The organism is Paenibacillus sp. FSL H7-0940 (assembly GCF_037979415.1).
GTDB classification, from domain to species: Bacteria; Bacillota; Bacilli; order Paenibacillales; family Paenibacillaceae; genus Paenibacillus; species Paenibacillus amylolyticus.
This window is the reverse complement of sequence record NZ_CP150280.1, coordinates 1706622-1728622: the sequence shown is the minus strand read 5'-3', so window position 1 is coordinate 1728622 and position 22001 is coordinate 1706622. Positions and strand designations below refer to the sequence as shown.

Annotated in this window: 23 protein-coding genes and 1 pseudogene; 3 read left to right on the top strand and 21 right to left on the bottom strand. The window is 42.6% G+C overall.

Translation table 11 applies throughout. The annotated features are described in order from the left end of the window. Nucleotides 1–55 precede the first annotated feature (55 nt). Both MHB71_RS07715 and MHB71_RS07710 read left to right on the top strand, forming a co-directional pair. Nucleotides 56–646 (top strand): sigma-70 family RNA polymerase sigma factor, encoded by a 591-nt coding sequence (locus tag MHB71_RS07715; RefSeq protein ID WP_017688141.1) that lies wholly within the window; start codon nucleotides 56–58, stop codon nucleotides 644–646. Beyond that, nucleotides 624–1577 carry a hypothetical protein gene (locus MHB71_RS07710; RefSeq protein WP_340029220.1) on the top strand — a complete coding sequence of 318 codons (954 nt, stop codon included), beginning with the start codon at nucleotides 624–626 and terminating at the stop codon, nucleotides 1575–1577. Before MHB71_RS07715 ends, MHB71_RS07710 begins: the two co-directional genes overlap by 23 nt. A 2-nt stretch (nucleotides 1578–1579) precedes the next feature. Here the strand turns inward: MHB71_RS07710 and MHB71_RS07705 are convergent, their stop codons facing one another. Continuing rightward, entirely contained in the window at nucleotides 1580–2092 is a 513-nt protein-coding gene (locus MHB71_RS07705) for a hypothetical protein (protein ID WP_340029219.1), read from the bottom strand. Nucleotides 2093–2325: 233 nt separating this feature from the next. Between MHB71_RS07705 and MHB71_RS07700 the strand changes: the two genes are divergently transcribed. After that, nucleotides 2326–2976: a hypothetical protein gene (locus tag MHB71_RS07700; protein ID WP_340029218.1), complete on the top strand. Its 651-nt coding sequence runs from the start codon at nucleotides 2326–2328 to the stop codon at nucleotides 2974–2976. Nucleotides 2977–3046: 70 nt separating this feature from the next. On the opposite strand, the gene MHB71_RS07695 is transcribed toward MHB71_RS07700, so the two are convergent. The 20 genes and pseudogenes from MHB71_RS07695 to MHB71_RS07600 all read right to left on the bottom strand — a co-directional run bounded on the left by MHB71_RS07695 (nucleotide 3047) and on the right by MHB71_RS07600 (nucleotide 21968). Further along, nucleotides 3047–4363: a hemolysin family protein gene (locus MHB71_RS07695; RefSeq protein WP_340029217.1), complete on the bottom strand. Its 1317-nt coding sequence runs from the start codon at nucleotides 4361–4363 to the stop codon at nucleotides 3047–3049. Between the two features lie 605 nt (nucleotides 4364–4968). Next, on the bottom strand, nucleotides 4969–5493 hold the full coding sequence (locus MHB71_RS07690; protein WP_340029216.1) for a hypothetical protein: 525 nt from the start codon (nucleotides 5491–5493) through the stop codon (nucleotides 4969–4971). Continuing rightward, the gene (locus MHB71_RS07685) at nucleotides 5483–5905 is read right to left on the bottom strand and encodes a MerR family transcriptional regulator (RefSeq protein WP_315371702.1); all 423 of its coding nucleotides are present in this window, start codon (nucleotides 5903–5905) and stop codon (nucleotides 5483–5485) included. The genes MHB71_RS07690 and MHB71_RS07685 overlap by 11 nt, the downstream gene beginning before the upstream one ends. A 228-nt stretch (nucleotides 5906–6133) precedes the next feature. Further along, the gene (locus tag MHB71_RS07680) at nucleotides 6134–7717 is read right to left on the bottom strand and encodes a sigma-70 family RNA polymerase sigma factor (RefSeq protein WP_340029215.1); all 1584 of its coding nucleotides are present in this window, start codon (nucleotides 7715–7717) and stop codon (nucleotides 6134–6136) included. A gap of 233 nt (nucleotides 7718–7950) precedes the next feature. Next, on the bottom strand, nucleotides 7951–8349 hold the full coding sequence (gerQ, locus tag MHB71_RS07675) for a spore coat protein GerQ (protein ID WP_235193948.1): 399 nt from the start codon (nucleotides 8347–8349) through the stop codon (nucleotides 7951–7953). Nucleotides 8350–8460: 111 nt separating this feature from the next. Further along, complete coding sequence (locus tag MHB71_RS07670; protein WP_076217086.1) at nucleotides 8461–8883, bottom strand: cell wall hydrolase; 423 nt, start codon at nucleotides 8881–8883, stop codon at nucleotides 8461–8463. Between the two features lie 160 nt (nucleotides 8884–9043). Beyond that, complete coding sequence (locus MHB71_RS07665) at nucleotides 9044–10729, bottom strand: hypothetical protein (RefSeq protein ID WP_340029214.1); 1686 nt, start codon at nucleotides 10727–10729, stop codon at nucleotides 9044–9046. Between the two features lie 203 nt (nucleotides 10730–10932). After that, nucleotides 10933–11682 (bottom strand): glucose 1-dehydrogenase, encoded by a 750-nt coding sequence (locus tag MHB71_RS07660; RefSeq protein WP_340029213.1) that lies wholly within the window; start codon nucleotides 11680–11682, stop codon nucleotides 10933–10935. 147 nt (nucleotides 11683–11829) lie between these two features. Further along, entirely contained in the window at nucleotides 11830–12222 is a 393-nt protein-coding gene (locus tag MHB71_RS07655) for a DUF2500 domain-containing protein (protein WP_076250308.1), read from the bottom strand. 205 nt (nucleotides 12223–12427) lie between these two features. After that, nucleotides 12428–12997, bottom strand: a complete 570-nt coding sequence (locus MHB71_RS07650) for a hypothetical protein (RefSeq protein WP_340029212.1) — start codon at nucleotides 12995–12997, stop codon at nucleotides 12428–12430. Nucleotides 12998–13249: 252 nt separating this feature from the next. Next, entirely contained in the window at nucleotides 13250–14308 is a 1059-nt protein-coding gene (locus MHB71_RS07645; RefSeq protein WP_340029211.1) for a collagen-like protein, read from the bottom strand. A gap of 316 nt (nucleotides 14309–14624) precedes the next feature. Continuing rightward, nucleotides 14625–15218, bottom strand: coding sequence for a C39 family peptidase (locus tag MHB71_RS07640; RefSeq protein WP_340029210.1), 594 nt, complete (start codon nucleotides 15216–15218; stop codon nucleotides 14625–14627). 41 nt (nucleotides 15219–15259) lie between these two features. After that, nucleotides 15260–15754, bottom strand: a complete 495-nt coding sequence (locus tag MHB71_RS07635) for an AAA family ATPase (protein ID WP_340029209.1) — start codon at nucleotides 15752–15754, stop codon at nucleotides 15260–15262. A 35-nt stretch (nucleotides 15755–15789) separates the two neighbouring features. After that, a complete protein-coding gene (locus tag MHB71_RS07630; RefSeq protein ID WP_340029208.1) occupies nucleotides 15790–16332 on the bottom strand; it encodes a GNAT family protein in 543 nt (180 codons plus the stop codon). Nucleotides 16333–16360: 28 nt separating this feature from the next. Further along, nucleotides 16361–17108 (bottom strand): annotated as a pseudogene (locus tag MHB71_RS07625) (class I SAM-dependent methyltransferase). A gap of 34 nt (nucleotides 17109–17142) precedes the next feature. After that, on the bottom strand, nucleotides 17143–17565 hold the full coding sequence (locus MHB71_RS07620; protein ID WP_076250297.1) for an NUDIX hydrolase: 423 nt from the start codon (nucleotides 17563–17565) through the stop codon (nucleotides 17143–17145). 95 nt (nucleotides 17566–17660) lie between these two features. Continuing rightward, a complete protein-coding gene (locus MHB71_RS07615) occupies nucleotides 17661–18731 on the bottom strand; it encodes a CHAP domain-containing protein (protein WP_340029207.1) in 1071 nt (356 codons plus the stop codon). 119 nt (nucleotides 18732–18850) lie between these two features. Beyond that, nucleotides 18851–19276, bottom strand: a complete 426-nt coding sequence (locus MHB71_RS07610) for an NUDIX hydrolase (RefSeq protein WP_076250295.1) — start codon at nucleotides 19274–19276, stop codon at nucleotides 18851–18853. Between the two features lie 57 nt (nucleotides 19277–19333). Then, a complete protein-coding gene (locus MHB71_RS07605) occupies nucleotides 19334–20113 on the bottom strand; it encodes a phosphotransferase (protein ID WP_076250294.1) in 780 nt (259 codons plus the stop codon). 61 nt (nucleotides 20114–20174) lie between these two features. Beyond that, the gene (locus tag MHB71_RS07600; RefSeq protein WP_340029206.1) at nucleotides 20175–21968 is read right to left on the bottom strand and encodes a serine hydrolase domain-containing protein; all 1794 of its coding nucleotides are present in this window, start codon (nucleotides 21966–21968) and stop codon (nucleotides 20175–20177) included. Between the last annotated feature and the right edge of the window lie 33 nt (nucleotides 21969–22001).

The following is a 22001-nucleotide window of genomic DNA, read 5'->3' as shown; positions in this document are numbered from 1 at the left end:
TGTAAAATGTAATGATACCAATGTTTGTGGACTGTTCACCAGAAAGGAGAACATCATGGCCAATCGGCTCCAGTTATTACTAGCCTCAGATTTCCATAATTTAGGCTCTGCACTTCAAGAAGAAGTGTATTATGAATATTATAATATGGTACATGGTCTTATCGTTTATATCATCAAGGAGCGTGCTGCAGCAGAAGATATTATTCAGGAAGCTTTTATCAAAATCATTAAAAACAAACCCATCTTTGAAGACGAGGTCAAACTGAAAGCCTGGCTCAAGGTTGTCACACGGAACACAGCTATTAATTATCTGAGAAAAAATAAAAATAACCGTAACCAATTGGATACGGATAGTGTTTTTATAGATATGGAGACAATGAATCAGACGGCAGCTTCCGTGGAAAGCATGGTAGAAACGCAGATGATGGAAGAGTCCATTGAATATTATCTCAGACAGCTCAAACCGGAATATCGTGTATTGGTGGAGTTACGGTGGAAAAAAGGTCTCTCCTACCGAGAGATGGCCGAACTGCTGGATACCTCCGAAGACATTGTGAAGCAACGTTTGTTCAGAGCTCGTGGCAGTATCAAGAAGAAATTACATAAGGAATGGGGTGGAAGCATTGAGCAAAGGCAAGTCCGATAAAAACGTGGAGCAATTCGATTCAGAGCTGGAAGACGAATATTTCGACGCTGCGTTTGACCTGGCTTTTGATGAAGCTTTCCATCAGGCCGTCTCTGCCCCTTCCGCCTCCCATACCGAAGCCATGCAGCAATCCTGGCAGAAGGTAAACAGGGAAATTAACAGAATCGGTTTACGTAAAAAAAGAATACGTACCTTGCGACTTTCAGTCGTCGTAGCTGCGTCCGTGACCATCGGAGCCGTTATTTTCAGCCTGCCGTCCGGTACGCAAGCGGTATCCCCTTTTGTGCAATCCATCAAGGATTGGGGCAATGGCATGAAATCCATTATCATTGAGGATCGTACGACCCAACTGGGGGCTGATCCGTCAACAGCCAAAACGCCCCCACCACCAGAAACCAGCTTAGACGACATTCTTAAAGTACAAGAAGAAGAAGCTCTTAATACACCTTCGTATGAGTTATCGAGCCATCAGTTTCGTCCAGTACTTGTTACGGAAGAGATTGCACGCGAAGGGTTCATGGGTGACTTTCTGTTATCCAAGGCCATTCCCGAGCGATTCAACAAGGTCAAATTCGAACTCGTGCTTGATACTGAAAACCCTGTGAATCCAGACGATTATTATGAGTCCAACCAAATGAGAGTTCAATATACCAGTGAAGGCAAAAGCATAGAAGATGAGATTATCCAGTTTGATTATATCTATGTCATGCCTGGGGAGAAAATTGAAGGAGCCATGCTTCGTGATATGAGCACCGTAAAGCTGGCGGATGGCTCGGAAGCACTGATGTATATCGGCCCACCCTATAACTCCTTTCAGTGGATGATGGGTTCAAACAATATGAGTCTGTTTGGCACCCTTTCGGAAGAAGAAATGACTGCTATTGCCAACGATTTTCAAGAGCAGAAGTTTCCAGGTAGCACCCGTCGATAAGATCAAAATAACACGGTGCCAGAGACATGTTTGCTTGTTTCCGTGGCACTTCCATCATACGCTGTATGAATACTGGTAACGCGATAATAATATCCTGGCATTACGGTCCAATCCGATGCGGCATTCAATAAGTTTGTATTCGTTGCATTGTTGGAACTCGTTTTGAAAGTTACCCATGCTGTTCCTGTCCAGCGCTCAAGTCGATAATCTACGGAAAGTGTCTTCATTGCTGTATATGTCATGGTCTTGGTATTGACGATAGCCGATAGTCCACCCCCAGGAGTGACTGCACCGACCGCTTGATAGATATGTCCAAGTTCTCGAGTGTTAGCAAACGAATGGATGGATGGTTCTGGCGGTGGCGGAGCTGTAAGGGCACCAGAAGACACGTTAATCATCGGGCTCGCAACGGCTGGTTCGGACGTAGGTATAGCCAGGATTGTTGGCACCATTAACAAGGCAACAAGGGTTATTTTTAGTATAGATGCTGCACTCTTTGTTTTCGTTTTCCGCATATTGATCCATCCTCCGCTTCCATACTTGATTTTGTGTAAGGGTATAAACGAACGGATCGGGTGACAGGTTTCAAAAAAAAATTAGACGCTCCGATGTTTCTGTCGGCAGCGTCTTTTATCTTTGTATGCATCTCCAGCATGGTTGAAACCTAAATTATTCCAGCCCGTATGTATTGGGTAATGGATACACGAAACCATATGAACCAACCAGATTTGCAAATGAGGTGTAAAACTTGAGTAAATTTCAATCCAAATCCAGAAGGCATCGTCACAGCTCCAATCCGAATGAACTACATATCGAAGTTTCCGGCTCGTTCAAACGTTGGCTTGTTATCTTGGTGAGTGCACTTACCGCAGGGACCTTAATATATTTCTTGGCTACAGCTCGAGAAAGCTGGATAAGCATGGGGATTGACCGCTATGTATTGCCCTTTATGATCTGGGGACTTGTACTGTCCCCCGTCCTTGCATTTCTTTTACTCAAGCAGAGCGGACGAACCCTTTCCCATGTCAAATTTTTACGTGTTTTCGGGATTGCTTTCTCCCTTCTGCCTCTGGTACTTCTGTTTTATGTGTTACCCGTAACACTTGGCATGGTGAATGATCACCTGACCCAGTATAAGCAAAATCCGGTATTATCCACCACTAAGGTGGGGGACTACAATTCTTACGAGGTTACTTTTGTCGATACGCCTATGTACGCCATCATCACCATTAAGACACCAACAACAACCCAATCCACTCGAAAAAAGCTAAATATCCAGTATGATCTGGCTCCGGGAGAGAATGTTTACGTCACTTATAAGCGAATTTCTATCGAGAACAGCTTGGTCACGGAGAATCGTTACGCCGATATTGTCATTCATGCACCCAAAGAATCATGAGCATGCAAAAAAAGCTGTACGATGACCATTACGTCACCATACAGCTTCATTTGTTACAATTTCGATCTGGCTACGCGCCTTCTTCTTCAACCAATAGTTCCAGCTTAATCACATTTACTCGGGAAATCCGCTTATGCTCTGTCTCTCGAATGACAAATACATAACCCCCATACTCAACCGATTGACCGACCTCAGGTGGAATGGCATCTACTCTGGAGTATAACCAGCCCCCGATGGTATCGTAATCGGCACGATCCATCTCCAGTCCGAATCGTTCGCTGACTTCTTCAATCAGCATCAATCCATCAATAGAGTATTCCATCTCATCCACTTGTTCAATGACAGGACGCTCATGGTCGAATTCATCCTGAATCTCGCCTACGATCTCTTCCATGATATCTTCAAGTGTAACAAGCCCGGAGGTTCCCCCGTATTCATCAATCAGAATCGCAATCTGTGTCTTGCTACGCTGCATACGCTTGAGCAGATCACTGATCAGCGTGGTATCTGGCACAGCCAGGATAGGCCGGATTACGGAGATGGTATCCGTAAGTTGGGATCGCATCAGATCCTTAATGTGAATAAAGCCGATAATATGATCCTTGTCTCCGTTATATACCGGATACCTTGTTCGCATACTCTCACTGGCAATCTCCAGATTCTCCAGCATGGACTCATTGGCATTCAGACAGATCATTTCCGTCCGCGGAATCATAATTTCACGGGCGGTTGTATCCGTAAAATCAAATATATTATCAACAAGTGCTAATTCAGTGTTATCAATTAAACCGCTCTTATTGCTTTCTTTCATCAGAATACGTATTTCATCTTCGCTATGTGCCGAGTCAATCTCCGAAGCTGGTGCTATTCGGAACAGTCTCAACAAGCCGTTAGCCATACCGTTCAGTGCCCATATGAATGGATACATTAACTTGTAGAAAAACGTTAGCAAAGCCGCAGACCACAACGTGATCGTCTCAGACTTTCGAATCGCCATCGTTTTGGGAGCAAGTTCTCCCAGTACAATGTGCAAGATCGTAATAATCACAAATGCAATGGCAATAGAGATTCCATGAACGTAGACTGGTCCCAGTCCAAATGCGGTAAACATGGGCTCTAACAGATGTGCAATTGCCGGTTCTCCCAGCCACCCGAGTCCCAGTGAAGCCAAAGTTATACCTAGTTGGCAAGCTGATAGATATGCATCCAGATTACGTACGATATTGGAAGCATAGATGGCATTTTTGTTGCCTGTTTCCACCAAAGCCTCAATCCGGCTTCCACGAACCTTCACCATCGCGAATTCCGCCGACACAAAGAAACCATTCATTAATACAAGTAAACCAATGATTACTAAATTTAAAATACTCGGTAAGGGGTCACTCAAATTTTCATCCTATTCGCCGTCATTCTTCGGCAAATAGGTCCACCTCCTTCGAAAATGTAGGATATTTGCCATTCTGCCGCTCATATGCAATTTCAACTTCCCAATGCTTCCACCTCCACCTTGTTCTGTCGAATAAAAAAGATATGCTTCTTTTATTATATAATTCTAAACTACACAGTCAATCCGTGTCCTATGACAACGAAATGGCACAAACGCCTTTTTTCTTGAACAAAAGTCTCGATTACGCTGTTTCCCGGAAAAATTTTTACTCAATACGCCGTTATGCTTCCTATTTTCTCAGTTGTATTGATAAGTGATTAACTTTCAGATCATTAGATAGTTAATCACTTATCATTTTCTGTAATACGTGTGACTGCTCGAATTACAACATCAGGATAATTATTTCGTATGATAATTTTGGCTTCAGCTATACTTTCAGCTCTCAATTCTCGAGTGTATATGATCCCATAAGAATCTTGGAATTCTATGGAATATTCGATTGCCTCTTGGTCCATTTTTATCACCTGCCCATTGTTATTGTGCTTTACATATCACATTATCAATAAGTTTACGCATTCATAAAATACGTTGAGCGCTCCCTTCCACTAGTAGTTTATTCGATAGTCCTTTTCAAGATAAGCATATTCACTGTCCCTTGATTGATACGTCCTTGGTCTCATAACTAATAATTCACTATCTGAGCCAGCCTTGCTAGACGAATTAATTTCGAGTTTCATCACTCGTTCAATGACTTGATGATCGATATGCTCATCATCTACATCTTCCTCATCTACAAAGCGAACTGTTATGTCCTGTTTTATTCCTTTCCAATTTAGATGACTACTTTGATAACATAATTCCACATTAATCAATGCCTCATCACAATCTATTCTCGACTGTGTATAAAACTCAATAAATACGTCTTTGTCTCGTGACAATAATTTTATTTCACCTGTTTCTGTTTCAAAATTCCCATTCAAATTTAATCCTCGATAAAGACCATTTGGGAGGTGAATACGTAATATTGCATTTTCATTTAAATTATTGGTATGGGTGAGCTCAATCCATAAATGATTCATTCCTTCTTCTTTTTCCATCTTTTTTTTAGCCAACCGTAAATTAAGCATCATTAAACTCCCCCCTTAAAACCTGTGAGACAGAATCAATTACCTTCTGTTTTAATTCGGCAGAAACTCGAGGACTTAATGTAATTGAAACATCATCTGTTATTGTCAGAGTTTCGTTTTCCAAGACACGATCTGGGCTATATAAACTCATCAATTGGCCGATTTTTTCCACTTCCTCTACAGAAAGAAGCTTCAATTTTTCTTGAATGGATGCTAAGTTCTCACCAGTTCTTGATAAAGTTATAATTGCTCGAAAATAATGAATGTGTTTATCGGTGTATACTCTTTTATTTCCTACCAACTCTAACGGAGGAACCATGCCTATTTGTGTATAGTACCGAACCGTCCTCAGATTCATCTTAGTATCATCTTCTTGAAGAATTTCTGAGATACGCTTTGCAGTGTACTGATTCATAACCTCACTCCTTTACACTTTAGTTTATACCTATACAGTAAACTGTAATATGCACAGTTTACTGTATAGGTATGCATCTAGTCAAACAACTATTAAAAAAGGAGAATATCATTTTGAGAAACACAACTAATTCTTAACCAAACCAAAGAGAGCACCCTAGCTCATGCTTCCGCATGGCTGGATACTCTCTTTTGCAATACTGTTACTTTCTTAAATTCTATCCGCTGATTACGATGTGGACTCAATCTCCACTACGGTTTCTGAAGCGGTATTCCAACGCCATCTGGCTAGTTTCCCGCTTGGGTTATGCAATCCACCAATCCAGAATTCATCCTGCTTCAGCAGTGCCCAATCGACTTCTCCATTCAACACCTGAATTCCGAGTTCCGTTAGCGACAGAACTCCGTCACGGAATTTTTCATCATGCTGCTTGAAATTAGGGAAAGTTGTTGCACCGCTCATCTGAAGCAGGGCATGAGGTCCTTCTGTCATCCGCTTCAGATGTGCCCAGTATTCAAGATCACCCATACCGAGAATATGCAGCTTGTCTCCTACCTCGCGAAATAATGGATACGGATGCTCCACATCTGCTCTAATGGTCTCCAGTGTTGTCTGCTCAATGAGCCCCAGACCGTTCAATACAGATGGCAGACGGGACAAATGTGCCTTAAAGGCAGCTTTCGCAAAGGGTAGCGCAGAAGTGTCTGCCTGCAAGTAATCCAGATGATGCCGGAAATCAGTCGACGTATAGGCTTCCCAGAACTGTGCACCGGCTTGTAACTCGTTTTTCTCAATCACATGCCAACTGCCGGACAGACGTTCAATCTGTGTGGAGGTAAGCTGTCCCAGTCCTCTAAAGTGCTCAATCTCTGGATACGAGTCAATGCAGAGCAGATTCAGTTTCGTATTCTGGAGTGCTTGTCCTCTGAAATAATGCAATAGATAAGATAACATCGTCTGATCATAGAGATCGTATTCGAACCATAAAACAATTTCCTTGTATTGTTGAAACGAATTCAACTTGCGTTCCAGTTCCTCAATCTTCAAGTATTCCGCCTGTGGAATGCCCAACTGCTGCTCTAACACGGATGACCGATTCTGCCGCTCCTTCGTATCTCCCATCTCTTTGGCTACCGGGCCGAACGTGTACAACTCTCTCCATACCAGGATGTCTCCCTGAATTCCACTTTCTCTTAAACGATTGGCAGCGTGATCCCCATTCATAATGTGTAACAATCCTTTTCCCCCTTCATACAAGTCACTGAATACAGAGACCAGATCCCTTACTGGCATAGAGCGCTTGAGTTTGGATCGGGCATCGAACAGTCTTTTCTTTAATGCAGGTACCTTCACCCCGAGGAAATCCGATATTTCCTTGAGCGAGTATCCTTCCAAATAAAACAGTTCAACAGCAATCCGCATCGATGATGGCAGTATTGCAATGGAATCACGCAGCGTACGATGCATTTCATTTTGCACCGCTTGTTTTTCCGGATTATGCGACTGATCCTCTTCATGGAATACATGCTCCAGCTCCTGAACTGGGATCATGGTATGCTGCTTGCGTCTTAGCCAGCGATAACACTGCCTCTCCACGATTACCTTGAACCACCCGGGAAAAGCCTCAGGAGCTTCCAGCTTGGACAGATTGCCAAAGGCTTCAGTAAATGCTTCCTGTACGACATCTTCAGCCCAAAATGTATCTCCTAAACGATTGTAGGCAACAGCAAGAGCCATCCCGCGATATTGAGACATCAGTTGTGCGTAAGCTTCGGTTTCGCCCTTCATCGCTCCTTCAATCCATGAATTCAATGCTATGGACTCCCTTCATATAAGCATGCTGCTTGTTCTATTCATGTATAAGTGCCATGTTATCACCAAAAGGTTACGTATGACTCTAAACCTATATTAACCTTCGTATATATGTTTATGTAAAAAGCTGTCCTGTCTGCGGATTACCTCCACATTCAGGACAGCAAAGTAAATCAGTATGTGTTAGACATGTGACATGTCAGTTATCAATCAACATGATGAGGTGAAAATGATTATCTGCTTGGAGCTTGCGGGTAATTGCCTACTACGCCCGGATATTGATACAACAACGGCTCATCAAATGTAGCATAGTCGAAGTTGACCATCAACAGCATGATCCGTCTTCCTGTCTTCGGGTCACTGATGATAATATGGTCACGGCCCGCTGCTTCAATAATACCTTGGAATATGCGAGCGTTCCATTCTTTGTTGCCTTCATATGTCATGTAGAATGTACCGAATTTACCAAGATTCAAACGTAAAATATTCTCAATGTATGACTGCTCAAACTGTGGAGCCGTTGTTGTAATCACTGCACCTGTTGGTGTCATTGGGCTACCACTGGATACGAGTGGGGGTACACTTGTGGAGCTTGGTGATACCATCCCTGGCGTTGGTGACATGGCAGGCATTCCGTTACCGATTTTGTAAGACGTACCTTGAACCTGAGAATTAGCTTGTTGACCCAGTGTTTGAGTTGTTGGTTGATAAGGCTGATTAATCATGATGATTCCTCCCAAAATTTAATATACTTCCGGACAGTCTTCGCCTGAAGGACTGAAGAAACAATGCGCTTTGAAACGTCCTGTATTTTGCTGGTCATACCACGTTGCCGGACACTCGGCCACAGGTCGGAAGAACCACAATGAATTGCTGGCAGGCCAGAAGCGCTCTCCATTAATCACCCGTTGTGCGAGACGAATCTCGGACTGTCTTGCCCGTTGGTAGAAGTACCCCTTCTGTGTTGACTCGTAGCCTCCTGGATTCTGGAATACCATACGATTGATATCGCGAATATCCTTAAAGTCCAGACAATCCACCAGCACCCGGTTCACACTTACATTGCCCACAAGCAACATACCCTGTTCGCCGTCACCTTCAGCCTCTGCCCTCATGAGCCTAGCCAGCAGCTTGACGTCCTCTGAGTTGGCTTTAATAACAGCCATAGTCTGTTTCCTCCCTTGTTTCAGCTGTTCATCACCGTACATCGTATTGTGCAGGAGCCCATTCGGTGACACGATTCCATCTTTTTTCCATAAAAAAAAGCCCGGAACCTCACCCAATGTGAAGTCCCGAAGCAACTCGTTTCTTATAATACTCGCCTGTTTAAGGCTTGGCTTCAATCCAATAATCATAGGCATGAACAATGTTGCCTTGGTAAGCCTGATATTCGGCCAACAGATCAGGAAGCTTGGCAAGCTGAAGTTCCATCTCCGCTGCCCCTTTCTCATAAAAAGAAATGTGAGGACCTTCGTGGTTCTGCTTCATTTCGACCGAAATCATCAACCTTTTTCCCAAACGATCCGCGATCTCCATCTCCTGACTCACAACAGCAGCAATCCCATTGGAACCTTCGGCGTTGTTACGGAAAGCCATCAGCGACACATGATCGAGTGTACGGATCATAAATTCGGCCACAGATGTATCCTTTCCTGGCAACGCGAAGCTATCCAGCCATACAGCAAGGTCTGCGCTTGTTTCGAGATCACTGTCCTTCTTCGTTTCTTCCTGGAAAAATGTAATGTTGGCAGCCCATTCGGTTAATAAGGTGCCCCGACTATTCTCCCACTCTGGCAAAGTGTAAGGCTCAATATCCAGATGGATGCCTTCAAATTGTTCATCCGGCTCGGATTCTGCATTATAGTTTTTCACATAATCAATCAATCGCTGAATGCGTGGACGATTCTCCTTTTTGCCCCAGATGGGGTGTCCACCCATCGCATGGATCTCAATGCCCTGCGCTTTTGCCCGTTTCACAAAACTGCGATAGCTGGAATAGGGTTGATCCAGGTCCAAACGGACATACAACCAGTTAATATTCTGCTCTCTAGCAAATTCTAGTATGTGCTCTCCCCCGTCATTCGTCACCTGAGAGGCCTCCCAGATATACGTTCCCCGTATCTCTGGCTGATTGGATGGAATCTCCGGTGATGGCAGTTCTGACGGCTCCAGTTGTCCCCAGTATACGATGTCATGTACAGCAGAACCTGCGTAGGAACTATGCTCGCCGAATGCGGAGGCAACTTCTTCAATAACGCTTTCCAGTTGTGCTGCACCTTTACCGGCAAATGTCGTGAACTCCTCCCCAGGCATGGGCTTGGTGTTCAACCCAACCGTGACGCTCACATCGCTGGCATCTGCCCAGTTCATTTCCTGTTCAATCAAACGTATAATACCATTGTTCCCTTGCGCGTTATCACGGTAAGCGAGTAAAGTGACATGCTCCACTTGTTCAATGAACCAACGTGACAATGGTTCGTTATCTGCATCCTCAGAAACTCTATTTCCTGTAACGGTATAGGAATCCAGCCAAAATGGCAGGTCAATATTCACTGCAACTGCGCCATCCTGTCTCACTTGCTCAAATAACAGATTCATATTGGCTACCCAGGATTGTACCATTGGCTTAGCATCTTCTTTCCAGGCTGGTAACACATAGGGCTTGATATCCAGATGTATGGCATCAAATTGCTCGTTGGGCTCAGCAGTCTGATTGTAATCACTTACCCAAGACGCTAATCTGAGCATGGGGCCTTCACGGCCACTGAGTGCCCAGGATGGATCGCCTCCCAGCGCTTCAACCGCAATACCTGCACGGCTTGCTTTGGCTATAAACGTCTGGTATACCTCCTTGGACAGCGTCATGTCTACATTCACGTACAGCCTGTTTATCTTATGTTTAGCTGCATTGGCCAACAGCTCATCTCCGTTGCTAACAGACTGTGCCTGCCATACCCAGGCCGCCCGTATATCTGCGCCATCAGCTTCAGCAGGTGACTCATTCCCTATCATTATCATCCCTCCGATCAGCAGTAACAGCCAAAATACCTTCCGGGATTGTTTCCCGAACATATACTCCCTCCATTCTCTACTGTTGTAAAATCACATTTATTATAGCAACCGAGTTATTAAAAACAAATAAGCCCAAGTGCTTAACTTGGGCTTATCACTCTGAAGTTGGGACAGCTTAGGGCTCGCCCGGTTCAATCCCGGTTCTAGTCCTCATATATCATTTTTCGGGTCATGCCTCCATCAATAACGAGGTTGGTCCCTGTGACAAAGGTATTGCTTGGATCAGACAAATATAAACAAGCACGGGAGATATCCGAAGGAACACCCACACGACCGGAGGGATGCTGTTTATGATCCTCCTTTTTCAATTTCTCCACGTCACCTATCTCAATCCATCCCGGACTGATACAATTGACCCGAATTTGGTCTTTGCCCAATGAGACCGCCAGCGCATGCGTCAGAGCTACAATCGCTCCTTTGGATGCTGCATAAGCTTCGGTATCCGGCTCAGACATCAGCGCACGAGTTGAAGCCATGTTGATAATGGCACCCCCATGTTCATTGCTTTTCATATGTTTGGCTGCTTCCCGACTCGCCAAAAAGCAACTTCTCACATTGGTATTGAGTACATCGTCCCATTCTTCCAGCGTCAGCTCATAGGGTGACTTCCACTTGGCGAGTCCTGCATTATTCACCAAAACATCAATTTGTTTGAATTCTTCCACGGTTGTCCGAAAAAGATTCGTAATATCCTGCTCGCTCCGAACATCACATTGGACAAAGATGGCTTCTCCGCCTTCATTACGAATGGAAGCTGCAGCTGCAGCCCCTTCTGCTTCCTTGTAGTCAGCAAGTACAACTTTGGCTCCGGCGACCGCATAAGCCTCAGCCACACTTCGTCCTATCCCTTGAGCGGCACCAGTTACAACAACGACCTGATCTGTAAATGACATATTGATTGCCTCCTCTATGGTAATGATCTTTTGATCATAATCTTATTAAGCCTCTTCTTATATAAAAACACGTTAGGCCCATTAAGAAACGCTTGTCCAGTAAATAATCAAAAAAAGCTCACGCCATTCTGGCGCAAGCTGCTCAGTTTAACCCCGTAGGCGTTCAGAATATACGCGATTATATCGCTCGAAGCCTACATAACGTGTTCCTTTGAACGAGAGCCGTCCTTCATCCCCCTCAGCGCACAAACCATACTCTTCGCCATTGACTTTGAATTCGAGCCGATCTCCACTTTCAACTTCAAAGGTGACGTAGTATAACGTTCGTGCTGTACTCCCCGGTTCAGATTGCGACTGACTCATCTTCATCCGTCTGCTGGTGATTCGTGAAGGCACGGTCAATAGCGGCTCCGAGTTGTTGCGTCCCCACTTCCATACCTCCTTTCCCATCGACAGAAGGACTATACCTATAATCAGAACAAATACAACCGGAAAGACGGTTCCAAACAAATCAAACATCCAGGATGATTCAATGCCCATGTCTCTCCCTCCGTTCATACAACTTAGGACAGCCGGAGTCTTGACCCGTCTCCTGTAATGTATATGCACGTAAACAAGGAACTTGTTATCCGGATTGAAATCGAACGGTGTGAAGGGAAAAACCCTCCGGCAGAATACCGAAGGGTTGCTTCATAAATAAGTACTATTTCATTATCTAATACCTTGCTTAACTAGCAGCCATGTTTTACTTAAAGGTTGTTGCAAATCGATGATCCAACAATATAACCTGATTGACCTGTCCCTCTTTTGTCAGCATGAACGATGCACGATAGATAGCCAGATCATCTTTTTCCGCTTGTAGCGACTTCTCATCCAGGAATGTTTCCTTCTGAATATGATAGGCATAATCGATATTACGTTCAGATTCGACCAAAACATGTTCCTTGCCATACAGATCGAGAATCTCTTGATGTGTCATCCCCGCCTCTGCCCCGCGAGCCGTCTTAAAGTACCCTTTCGAGTCCTTATTCAAGATGATACTAACGACTTGGGCATCCCTATAACCAATCGTGATTCCGTTATTGTATTGATAGGATTGACCCACACCGGTTGATGTTCCCTCACCGAGGATTTTCTCCGTCTCTTCCTGACTCATTCCATACGTAATCTTATCCTCACTGTCGGTCTTCGTCACAGCCAGATCCTGTTCTGAAAATTCGTTTGGATTGAATTTGCTATTGCTGCAAGCCGTGATCATGATTAATAATAATGCCGATACAACCCATGTAATTTTTCTCCAGTGTCCATTCTTCATGTACTCACCTCTGATGTTTTTCCAATATTTTATCATATTATCAACTGAAAAAATAATTAGTAGTGACGTTTTCACCATTCCTCGCAAACAAAAAGGGTATCCGATATGTAGTTACTCCTGTACCATTATCCGCTCCAACTGAGATAACAGCCTCAGATAAAGCACTGCTATCTCAGTTCAAGCAAACCCGTATTACCATTATGGATGCATATTTAATAAAGTTGAGGAGAGTTTGCTAGCCTCTTAACGGATTCACGCTATTTGTGTGATCACAAGATGTGCCGATACAGGTCTTGTTCCGCCTGCAAGAGGCGTCATGGTTAATGCAGTGGAATTACCTGCTGGATTTCGTACGGTTAGAATTGAATTTATTACTGTTGTTTGCACGAGAGCCATTCCTGGCATCTGACTTGTACCTGTTGCCCGTCCCACTACTGAATTGGAAAGATCACCACCATTGAGTGTTAACATAAGTTGCCCAGCTTCATTCATACTCCCTTGGAACATAACTAAATACGTACCAATGGCTGCCAGATTGAATGAACTAGGGCCCGTGCGAGAGATCGTCGTTCCACTTGTTGGACCATCTTGAGGGAAGTTAACATCTGCACCTGGAGCAACCGTTGCAGCATTATCAGGTGGCATCAGCGCGAAAAAGTCAGCAAACCCCAATACGCCTCCAGCTGCTCCTGTCGCACCTGTAACTCCTGTGGCTCCAGCGGGACCAGCTACTCCAGTCGCACCTGTCAGGCCTACTGCTCCCGTTGCACCTGCTGGTCCTGTCGAGCCCACTGCTCCGGCAGGGCCTACCGCTCCTGTTGTACCTGCTGTTCCTGTCGCACCCGTCGGCCCAACAGCTCCAGGAAAACCTTGAGGTCCAATTGCTCCGGCAGGACCTGGATTACCTTGAGGACCTTGTGGCCCTACGGCCCCTGCTTCTCCCGGAATCCCCTGTGCTCCCATAGGTCCAGCAGGTCCGACCGGACCTTGAGAGCCTATCGCTCCAGCAGGACCTGGCTGTCCCTGAGGCCCTTGTGGTCCAGGTGGCCCCCCCGCTGGTCCTTGAGCTCCAGGTGGCCCTTCAACCCCTTGTTTACCTGGAATACCTTGTACGCCCTGTACGCCTTGTATACCTTGTGGTCCTGTTGGGCCAACAACAGTAGGTGTAGATATGTTCACTTCTGGAGGCGGACATTTTACTCGAACGAACTTTTTGACCACTTTCAATCGGCGTTCTTTTCTTTTAACTTTACACGGATGGAATGTTGCCTTTTTTCTCTTCATACGTTTCTTCACTTCTGAATGACTCACAGTGCGGACACCTCCCTACAGACATAGTTTAATGTACGTATGTAGATGAAAAGGTGCGTGGACGAACAACCATTTTAGTTAAAAACTCAGCTAATTCCCAGAAAAAACAATAAAATGGATATCACACCGCCCATACGGTTGATCTAAATTGTTCATAACCATTAATTGAGGCGAGCTGGTTTACGTAGCGATATTTGTTCAAAAAAACTCATGCCATTTGGGCATGAGTTTCATGATTTAACCACGCAGACGTTCCGAATAATGCCGATTAGTTCGTTTAAAGCTAATAAATCATGCCCATTGAAAGAGAGCCGTCTTAAATCTGCGTCGGATGGACGACGATATAGGAGTTTTGAGAAAAAGGTAACCACGACCTCCATAACATGTTGAGTTCACTTATGCTGATTTTTCGATTGTAATATTCTTCATCACAATTAATCTTGTGGTCTAACGATTCTGCCAAGTAAAAATGCGTTTCATCATAACCAACGACGGGAACAAAATGCAAATAACGTTGTTTGGGATTTACTCTAATAAATAAAATAACAGGCACCCCTTGGCTGATCTGTTTCTTCAACGTGTTCACATTTCCTCGTAAGTACATTGCCTGATATCCTAGTTTTCTGAAAAAAACAACGACCGCTTTGGGATATACCGTCCCATCCAGTAATTTGCGAGGATAGGTTTCATAAAGCTTTGTTCCGTTGGACTCCAAACCGAAATGTCTCAAGACAAACGCACTGGAAAATGCAGCGCATTCGTAGTTTTTCTGAATATCCAACCGATTTGAAGATTGAATGTAATATGTGCTTGGCACATTGTCTGTGTACATGCGATCTTTCTTAGGGAAACTGAAATAAAGAGAGATCACCCAGAGAATAATCAACCAAAGTAATACATTGAGAAACAATTCGTGACCTCCTTCGTCTCATCAAGATGTCTTTTAGATGTTCATTCCTCGCACCAGTTCTTTAAAACCCATTCTTTAATTTGTTCAGCTACTCCCACTGCTGTAAGCTCTGTTGTATCAATTGTTTGCATTGGCGGGTCAAACGCAGTTTCCGAATTCTGGAGTAACCAGTTGGCAAAGTTTTTGTGATCTTCAACCAGGTTCTCGTCCCACCCACGGGCTCTTAAACGCGTCTCGCGAGTAACATCGTCACAATGCAAATTCATATATAGAATCCGATCAAATCGATCTATGTAATCAGACGATGCAATGTTTTCTGGCACCATCGTTCCGCATAAAACAGTCCCTCGTCCACTTAGCGATATGTTATACGCAATCCTCAACCAATTCTCTTTGGCAACCTGCCAATCCACGTTATCGATGATATCCATATCAAAGACGTCAAATTCGGGAAGTTGCTTGCGAACAAGCGAAGAGATCGTTGTTTTTCCTGTTCCACTTGCGCCCGTCACTACAAAAAGGGGTAATCTTCTCATAACTAGCTCCTTTAGTTAAAATAAAATTTGATTTATTACGTTCTCCATTGATCTGCTTTCAAGCCATAAATAATCCTGTTTAAATATGCACCGTTAATATATTCGTAATCTCTTAATTCACCTTCACGTTGAAAGCCTAATTTTTCAGGAATTGCGCGGCTTTTGAGATTGTCTGTTGCTACGCCAATTTCAACTTTATTTAATTCAAGTTCATCAAATGCGAAATCAATTAGAATTTTAATCGATTTTGTAATAAGTCCCCTACCCTCATATTCCTGACCAAGCCAATATCCTATTTCAGTCTTCTTGTTTTCTTGATCAATGTATAAGTATCCAATAGAACCAGCAAGCTCGTCTCCACACCAGATTCCTAACCAATAACCATCATCTTGAGCATAGCGTATACGTGTTCTCTTGATGAAATTTCTTGAATCCTCTTCTGTTAATGTCATATTGGGCAACTTTAACCACGCTCCTATATGATCCCTGTTTCGATCGATCAGATTATATAATTGGGGTGCATCTTTCATTGCCAATAGCGATATATAGGTAGCAGTATCCATTTGATATTTAAACATAGTCCACTCTCCGATTCATTTCATTTAATCACCGTTTTCTTGCTTTAATCACAAAGGATACGGGTAACATCTTCGCTCTTTTAAGGAGACTATCGTTATTATTATGTAATTGCATGATGTCCTCATCGGATTCTTCTATCATTTGTTCAATGATAAATCCCGCTTTCGCTAACGCATTGACATAGGTTGATAGTTGACGATCAGCCAAGGTTAATTCACCCTGACAAAAGTCAGGAGATACCGCATACCACGATTCATCAGAATATGGCTTATTAAAGACAAATCTATCATTTTCTTCAACGACACATCTATGAATTGGATGAGACCAGCTGAAAATAAAAATGCCATCTTTCTTTAAATAAGAAGCGATTCGGTTGAAAGTACCTTGAAGATCGGTTGTCCAACCTATGGCATAAATCGAATACACAACGTCAAAATAATTAGTAGGAATACCACATTCCTCTTCCATGGGTGAACATATCAATGTTGCAGGAATTCCGTATGTCCTCAAGTGTTGTTGTGTCTTTTCTATCTGTTTCTGGGATATATCCATACCCCACAGTTCACCTGCTTTGCGATCCCCATGATACTGCAAGGATTGACCATTTCCACAGCCCACCTCTAACATCTTTAATCCTGAGACATCCCCAAAAAGTTGGTGTTTTTCTTCTGAGATAAATGCTCCATAATGCGGAAGCACGATTGCTTCTCAAAAAGTCATTCCCTTTTGTATCCCAATAAAAACTGTTTGTTTCATAAACACTGTACTTGTTCATCTGATAGTCTCCTTTATACACCACATTCAGAGCATCACTTGTTACCTTCGTTGAAATATGTAATCTCATTGCCATTAAGTAAGCTTTTAAAGCCGTTCTTGTAGTAAGGCATAAGCTCATCTGCCCGTGTTATATCCAACCATGCAATCTCAGAGATTTCGTCTGGTCTTGATATCTCTTCTCTCCCTCCGACGATTTCCGCTCTGAATGTGATAAAAATGGCATGTTCATTGATTTCTTCAAATTTACACTCGTTTATTGCTACAATACCGTGGACGCCAACATCAAGCCCTGTTTCTTCTTTGGCTTCCCTGATTGCTGCTTGTTCCCATGTTTCATCGGCTTCAACAGCTCCACCAGGCAGCGACCAGCTTGAACGCCCTACATTTATTACGGCAAGCACTTTAGACTTGGATGGATTGGTTAGTAGTGAGTAAACTACATCGACTCGTTTCATAGATTGAACTTCCTTCCTGGAATTGATCTTCCTATGTTTTTGATATAAAATTCATAGCCTCAAGATACATAAACTAGCACACCCATGTACATCAACTAAGTTGGTCTATACTCTCCTTGAAAATTAAATTGATAGCTTTCATCTACACGGATATATCCGAGAATACAATGTCCTCTTTCTCTGTATAAAACGCTAGAGTAGTTTTTATTGTCTGTGTTCCCCTCTGCAACCAATAATTGATCACCGTCACAGGCCAAAACAATTCCAATGTGATCGTGAGAATTATCCGTTAAGAGCTTCTCATAAATGACTATATCACCACGCTCTGGTTCAAATCCTTCTTGCATATCCCGATAAAAGAATCCTGTTTCAGCTAGCTGAGCCCAGTCTAACCAAGCACCCACCCCAGCTAATCGATACATTCGATTAGGATATCTAATAGGGAGTTTTATTCCAACTTTCATACAACAATGATATACGAATGCGGCACACCAATTGGCTTCAAGTACTTTACAGATATCAGAATCCGGCCAATACCTGCAAATTTCCTGATATCGTTGATCCCCTGAAGTACCAATAATATTTTGCTTTGCCAGCGTTTCTGCGAAATCAGCTAACTTAGAACGCCGCTCTTCAGTATTTATGTGAACTGTTTGCACATTAACATTAACGTCTGCTTTTATATTCTCCTTCGAAATCCCCAATTCAGTAAATACATTCTGTATTCTACTTATCTCTGCCTTTGATAAGTTTCTATTTGGATTCTGGAAGTATATCTGAAACAGTATGGCATCTTTAATAACTTCTTCATATGGGCCATGAACTAGATGTGTATCTTCCTGATAGAAGATTGACTTAAGAATGATAGACAATTCATCTGTCGTAAAAATTTCAGCACTGCGTAATATCGGTCTAACAGCATCCGCACTATTAGGACCAGGAAAGTCTTCGATTCCTGTTTTGTAGAAATAAAAACCGTGGAGTAACCCTGCAATCGCAGTAATTTCCGAATCCTGTACTCTTTTCATAGCAAGCATGGAAGCGAAATTAGAAACCCCATAAAGATGAGCCAACATACCTTCCTTGTTAATACTTTCCTCAAGAAGCATTTCATGAACGAGACTACGAACAGTGTCCAGCCGTTTAGATTTCTTTCCTGAACTCAAACTTTGGCCTCCCTACCTTTCTTGACTGGGTCATATTCGGCTTTATTCCTAGACCCATATCTATGATGAATCTGCAATTAAAGGTAATTTTAGAGAATACACTGTAATATGTAACACGCTTAAATATTATTCTTATCACTGAACTCAATGCAAAAAGGTTGCATCTCAGATTTTAAACAATACTCTATTCTTTCTCTGAAGTTTTTCCATTCGACTTTTAAAATGGCTTCTTCGATCGGAAAGAAACCAGACTCTAAGCTCTCCGATGATGTGATTAATTCTCCTCCTATTGGTTTGGCTAGGAATAATGTATTACATATTGAATTTTCAATATTTTGAAATATTCCACAGAATCTGATGATTTCAATGTCGATTCCGGACTCCTCTTTCGTTTCTCTGACCGCAGCTTGACTTAGGGATTCTCCTTCTTCTACTTGACCACCTGGCATTTCCCATCCTCTTCGTGGTCCTCTAATAAGTAATAATTCATTTTTGTCGTTTATCACGATAGCAGCGGCAGATAAAATATGTTTTGGAGGGCTCATTTATTCAACTCCTCCTAGAGAGATTAATATACGTTTGAAGAACAATTTATTGGCATACTAAAAGAAGTTATATATCCCATCTTCAAAGTAATTATATTCTTCATCCGTTATTCTTAACTTTCCATACCCGTTATAAAATATTTCTCTATCTCTTTCATTATCAAAAGCATTATGTTTCGGTCTAATGGCTAATGCTACATCATATCTTGGATCGCCATAAGCTGCTCCTGCCCAGTCAATAACTCCAACAATATTGCAATCATTAACTAGCACATTATCTATAGTAAAATCTCCATGGATGAAAGTGTTCTCTATTGGTTTTGGTCTTGCTTCTTTCAACTGTTGAAGTAGCTCTGCTGATCCGTCTACAGCAAAGTGAGTTAGATTATATTCTGCTTTATTAAGCATTGTATCTAACCAAGGACTGTCATTGTTCAATAATTCAACAGGACAAGAGCATTCATGTATTTTCTTTAAACAAAGCCCAAAGTTAAAAATCGCTTTTTCTTTACTTTGGAGGTCAGGCATCTTAGAGAGAAATTCTCTTAAACTTATTCCATCAATATAATCCATCAGAAGCCATCTCGATGTGTTCTCAGTATGAAATGAATATACCTTTGGAACAGGGAGTCCCGTATGGTAAAGGTATTGGAGCACCTTATATTCATCGGATAACCATTCATTATAAAGATCGTTTTCTGTCTTCTTGATGATGTACTTTTGATCAAACGTATCCAGTATAGCCACAGTAGAAGTATGACCTTGCTTAGGAAAAGTGATTTTCTGGACTTCCCCTATATGTTCTTTTATTTCAATTGGGAGATCCTGAATATTCATAGTTTCATCCTTTCTACTATCTCATGCTCTTTCTGATCATGTTCTCGTCGATAATTAAGCTCTAAAAGTACAAATCCCATCCCATAATAAAAGCAGCAAATAGGAAAGCCGACATGCCAGACATGATGTATACCGCCTTTTGCTTTTTACTATAGCTTCTTTTCAGCAGTTTGTAGAACAACAAGACAAGATACACCACAGCTAGAATCACATAAACCAGGTTCAAGATGAGATGTATGCGCAATGAAGAATAGGGGGAGAAGCCTAAGGCGCGCATGAACAATAGGATCGTATTCAAAATGAATGCCAGACTGGCGATATTAATGACAATATGATATTTATCGAACCCTGTACCGGGTCTTTCCCAGTTGTTTAATTTGTATTTGGATAACCGAATAAAATAGCCAATTATCGCTCTCAAACTGAGCAGGATCGCAATTGCAAGAGCAATAAAAGATGCTTTGATCAAGTTTATCGTTAAGTTGGATACGGGCAAAAAGTCATTATAAGGAATGGAGGCCTTCTCAATAGCACCGTTACTCTCAACAACATTTGCAAAGTTACTAAGCTCAAATGTTGTATACTTCTGCAGACTTAACATCGAATATGCCTTTGTAAAACCGGAAACGACCCGTCGCGCAGGCAGATAATATCCTCCACTCTCAGATTCAACTGAATTCGTGCTGAAACTACTTCCATACACCTTCTGGACAAGACCAACGTTATAAGCCATTTCATTTGACTGGTTTGTCATGACTACTAACCCAAAATTAGATTCCGGGTCAAAAACAAATTTACTTGAAAATCCCGCCGTACTTCCAGCGTGTTCCAGTGCAGGCACCCAGTATTCCACTTCAAAGAAGCCATGTGCAATTCGTGGAGTTGAAGTCCCATCGTAATATAGACTTGTTGACAGCATCTCGTCTAAGGTGTCATTGTTCGCAAATAATAAATTACTACGATCCACCGGCATTAAGGCTGCAAGAAATCTAGCTGCATCCTCTGCTGTGCCCATGGCGCCCCCCGCAGGGTACAAGCTTATGTATGCTCTATTCTTAGAGATGAGTTTCAGATTCGTAGTGTACCCCTGAATCTCGTTTCTTCGTTTCAAGACGTTTAAATTATCATACTGTGACGGGTGAATCGAAGTGTCTTTCATATTCAGCGGTTTAAATATATGTTCGTTGACATATTTGTAAAAGGGTTGTCCGCTTTGTAATTCAACGATGTAAGCAGCCATAGCCGTACCATAGTTTGAATAAGCAACGACACTCCCAGGTTTATCGATCTGCCTCGGTTCAAATTTTTGTAAAGCTTCACCTAATTCCACAATATCACTCTCGGATGAATACCATAAATCGATCAATCTATCCTCCCATCCTGCGTTATGATGCATAAGGTTCATTAGGGTAATGGGAGCATCGTATTCAAGATTCTTTAGAAATCCTTCCGGCAAATAGTCCTGAATATCGGTATCCAAATCAAGCTTTCCCTGTTCTACAAGCTGCATAACACTCGTCCAAACCAATAGTTTAGAAGTTGAACCCCATTCAAACACAGTAGAGGTGTCTGCTTTTCTCTGTTGCTCAATATCTGCGTATCCATAGGCCTTATTCACAATAGTCTCACCGTTCTTGATAGCTACAACCGAAACGGCAGCGGTATTCTTCTGATTAGTAGCCACATATGAATCTATTGTTTCCTCTAGCGAAGACAACGCAATCCTGGAGGGCGTTGTCTCCACATTCTCTACCTCAGCGTTTACAGGTACCGCACATGTCGTAATGATGAATGCAAGTATCAGAACACAAGCGATTACTTTATTAACATAGTAATATCTTCGATTAATCTTCATTAGCCACTCTCCTTCAAATTTTTTATTCATTGT

What these genes read in the sequence shown, in the direction of transcription:
- MHB71_RS07715 (WP_017688141.1), top strand. Translation starts at nt 56, where the DNA reads ATGGCCAATCGGCTCCAGTTATTACTAGCCTCAGATTTCCATAATTTA.
- MHB71_RS07690 (WP_340029216.1), bottom strand. Translation starts at nt 5,493, where the DNA reads ATGATGCTTAATTTACGGTTGGCTAAAAAAAAGATGGAAAAAGAAGAA.
- MHB71_RS07660 (WP_340029213.1), bottom strand. Translation starts at nt 11,682, where the DNA reads ATGTCATTTACAGATCAGGTCGTTGTTGTAACTGGTGCCGCTCAAGGG.
- MHB71_RS07685 (WP_315371702.1), bottom strand. Translation starts at nt 5,905, where the DNA reads ATGAATCAGTACACTGCAAAGCGTATCTCAGAAATTCTTCAAGAAGAT.
- MHB71_RS07605 (WP_076250294.1), bottom strand. Translation starts at nt 20,113, where the DNA reads ATGAATATTCAGGATCTCCCAATTGAAATAAAAGAACATATAGGGGAA.
- MHB71_RS07665 (WP_340029214.1), bottom strand. Translation starts at nt 10,729, where the DNA reads ATGATAGGGAATGAGTCACCTGCTGAAGCTGATGGCGCAGATATACGG.
- MHB71_RS07635 (WP_340029209.1), bottom strand. Translation starts at nt 15,754, where the DNA reads ATGAGAAGATTACCCCTTTTTGTAGTGACGGGCGCAAGTGGAACAGGA.
- gerQ (WP_235193948.1), bottom strand. Translation starts at nt 8,349, where the DNA reads ATGCCTGCCATGTCACCAACGCCAGGGATGGTATCACCAAGCTCCACA.
- MHB71_RS07650 (WP_340029212.1), bottom strand. Translation starts at nt 12,997, where the DNA reads ATGAAGAATGGACACTGGAGAAAAATTACATGGGTTGTATCGGCATTA.
- MHB71_RS07655 (WP_076250308.1), bottom strand. Translation starts at nt 12,222, where the DNA reads ATGGGCATTGAATCATCCTGGATGTTTGATTTGTTTGGAACCGTCTTT.
- MHB71_RS07620 (WP_076250297.1), bottom strand. Translation starts at nt 17,565, where the DNA reads ATGAAACGAGTCGATGTAGTTTACTCACTACTAACCAATCCATCCAAG.
- MHB71_RS07600 (WP_340029206.1), bottom strand. Translation starts at nt 21,968, where the DNA reads ATGAAGATTAATCGAAGATATTACTATGTTAATAAAGTAATCGCTTGT.
- MHB71_RS07705 (WP_340029219.1), bottom strand. Translation starts at nt 2,092, where the DNA reads ATGCGGAAAACGAAAACAAAGAGTGCAGCATCTATACTAAAAATAACC.
- MHB71_RS07670 (WP_076217086.1), bottom strand. Translation starts at nt 8,883, where the DNA reads ATGGCTGTTATTAAAGCCAACTCAGAGGACGTCAAGCTGCTGGCTAGG.
- MHB71_RS07630 (WP_340029208.1), bottom strand. Translation starts at nt 16,332, where the DNA reads ATGTTTAAATATCAAATGGATACTGCTACCTATATATCGCTATTGGCA.
- MHB71_RS07610 (WP_076250295.1), bottom strand. Translation starts at nt 19,276, where the DNA reads ATGAGCCCTCCAAAACATATTTTATCTGCCGCTGCTATCGTGATAAAC.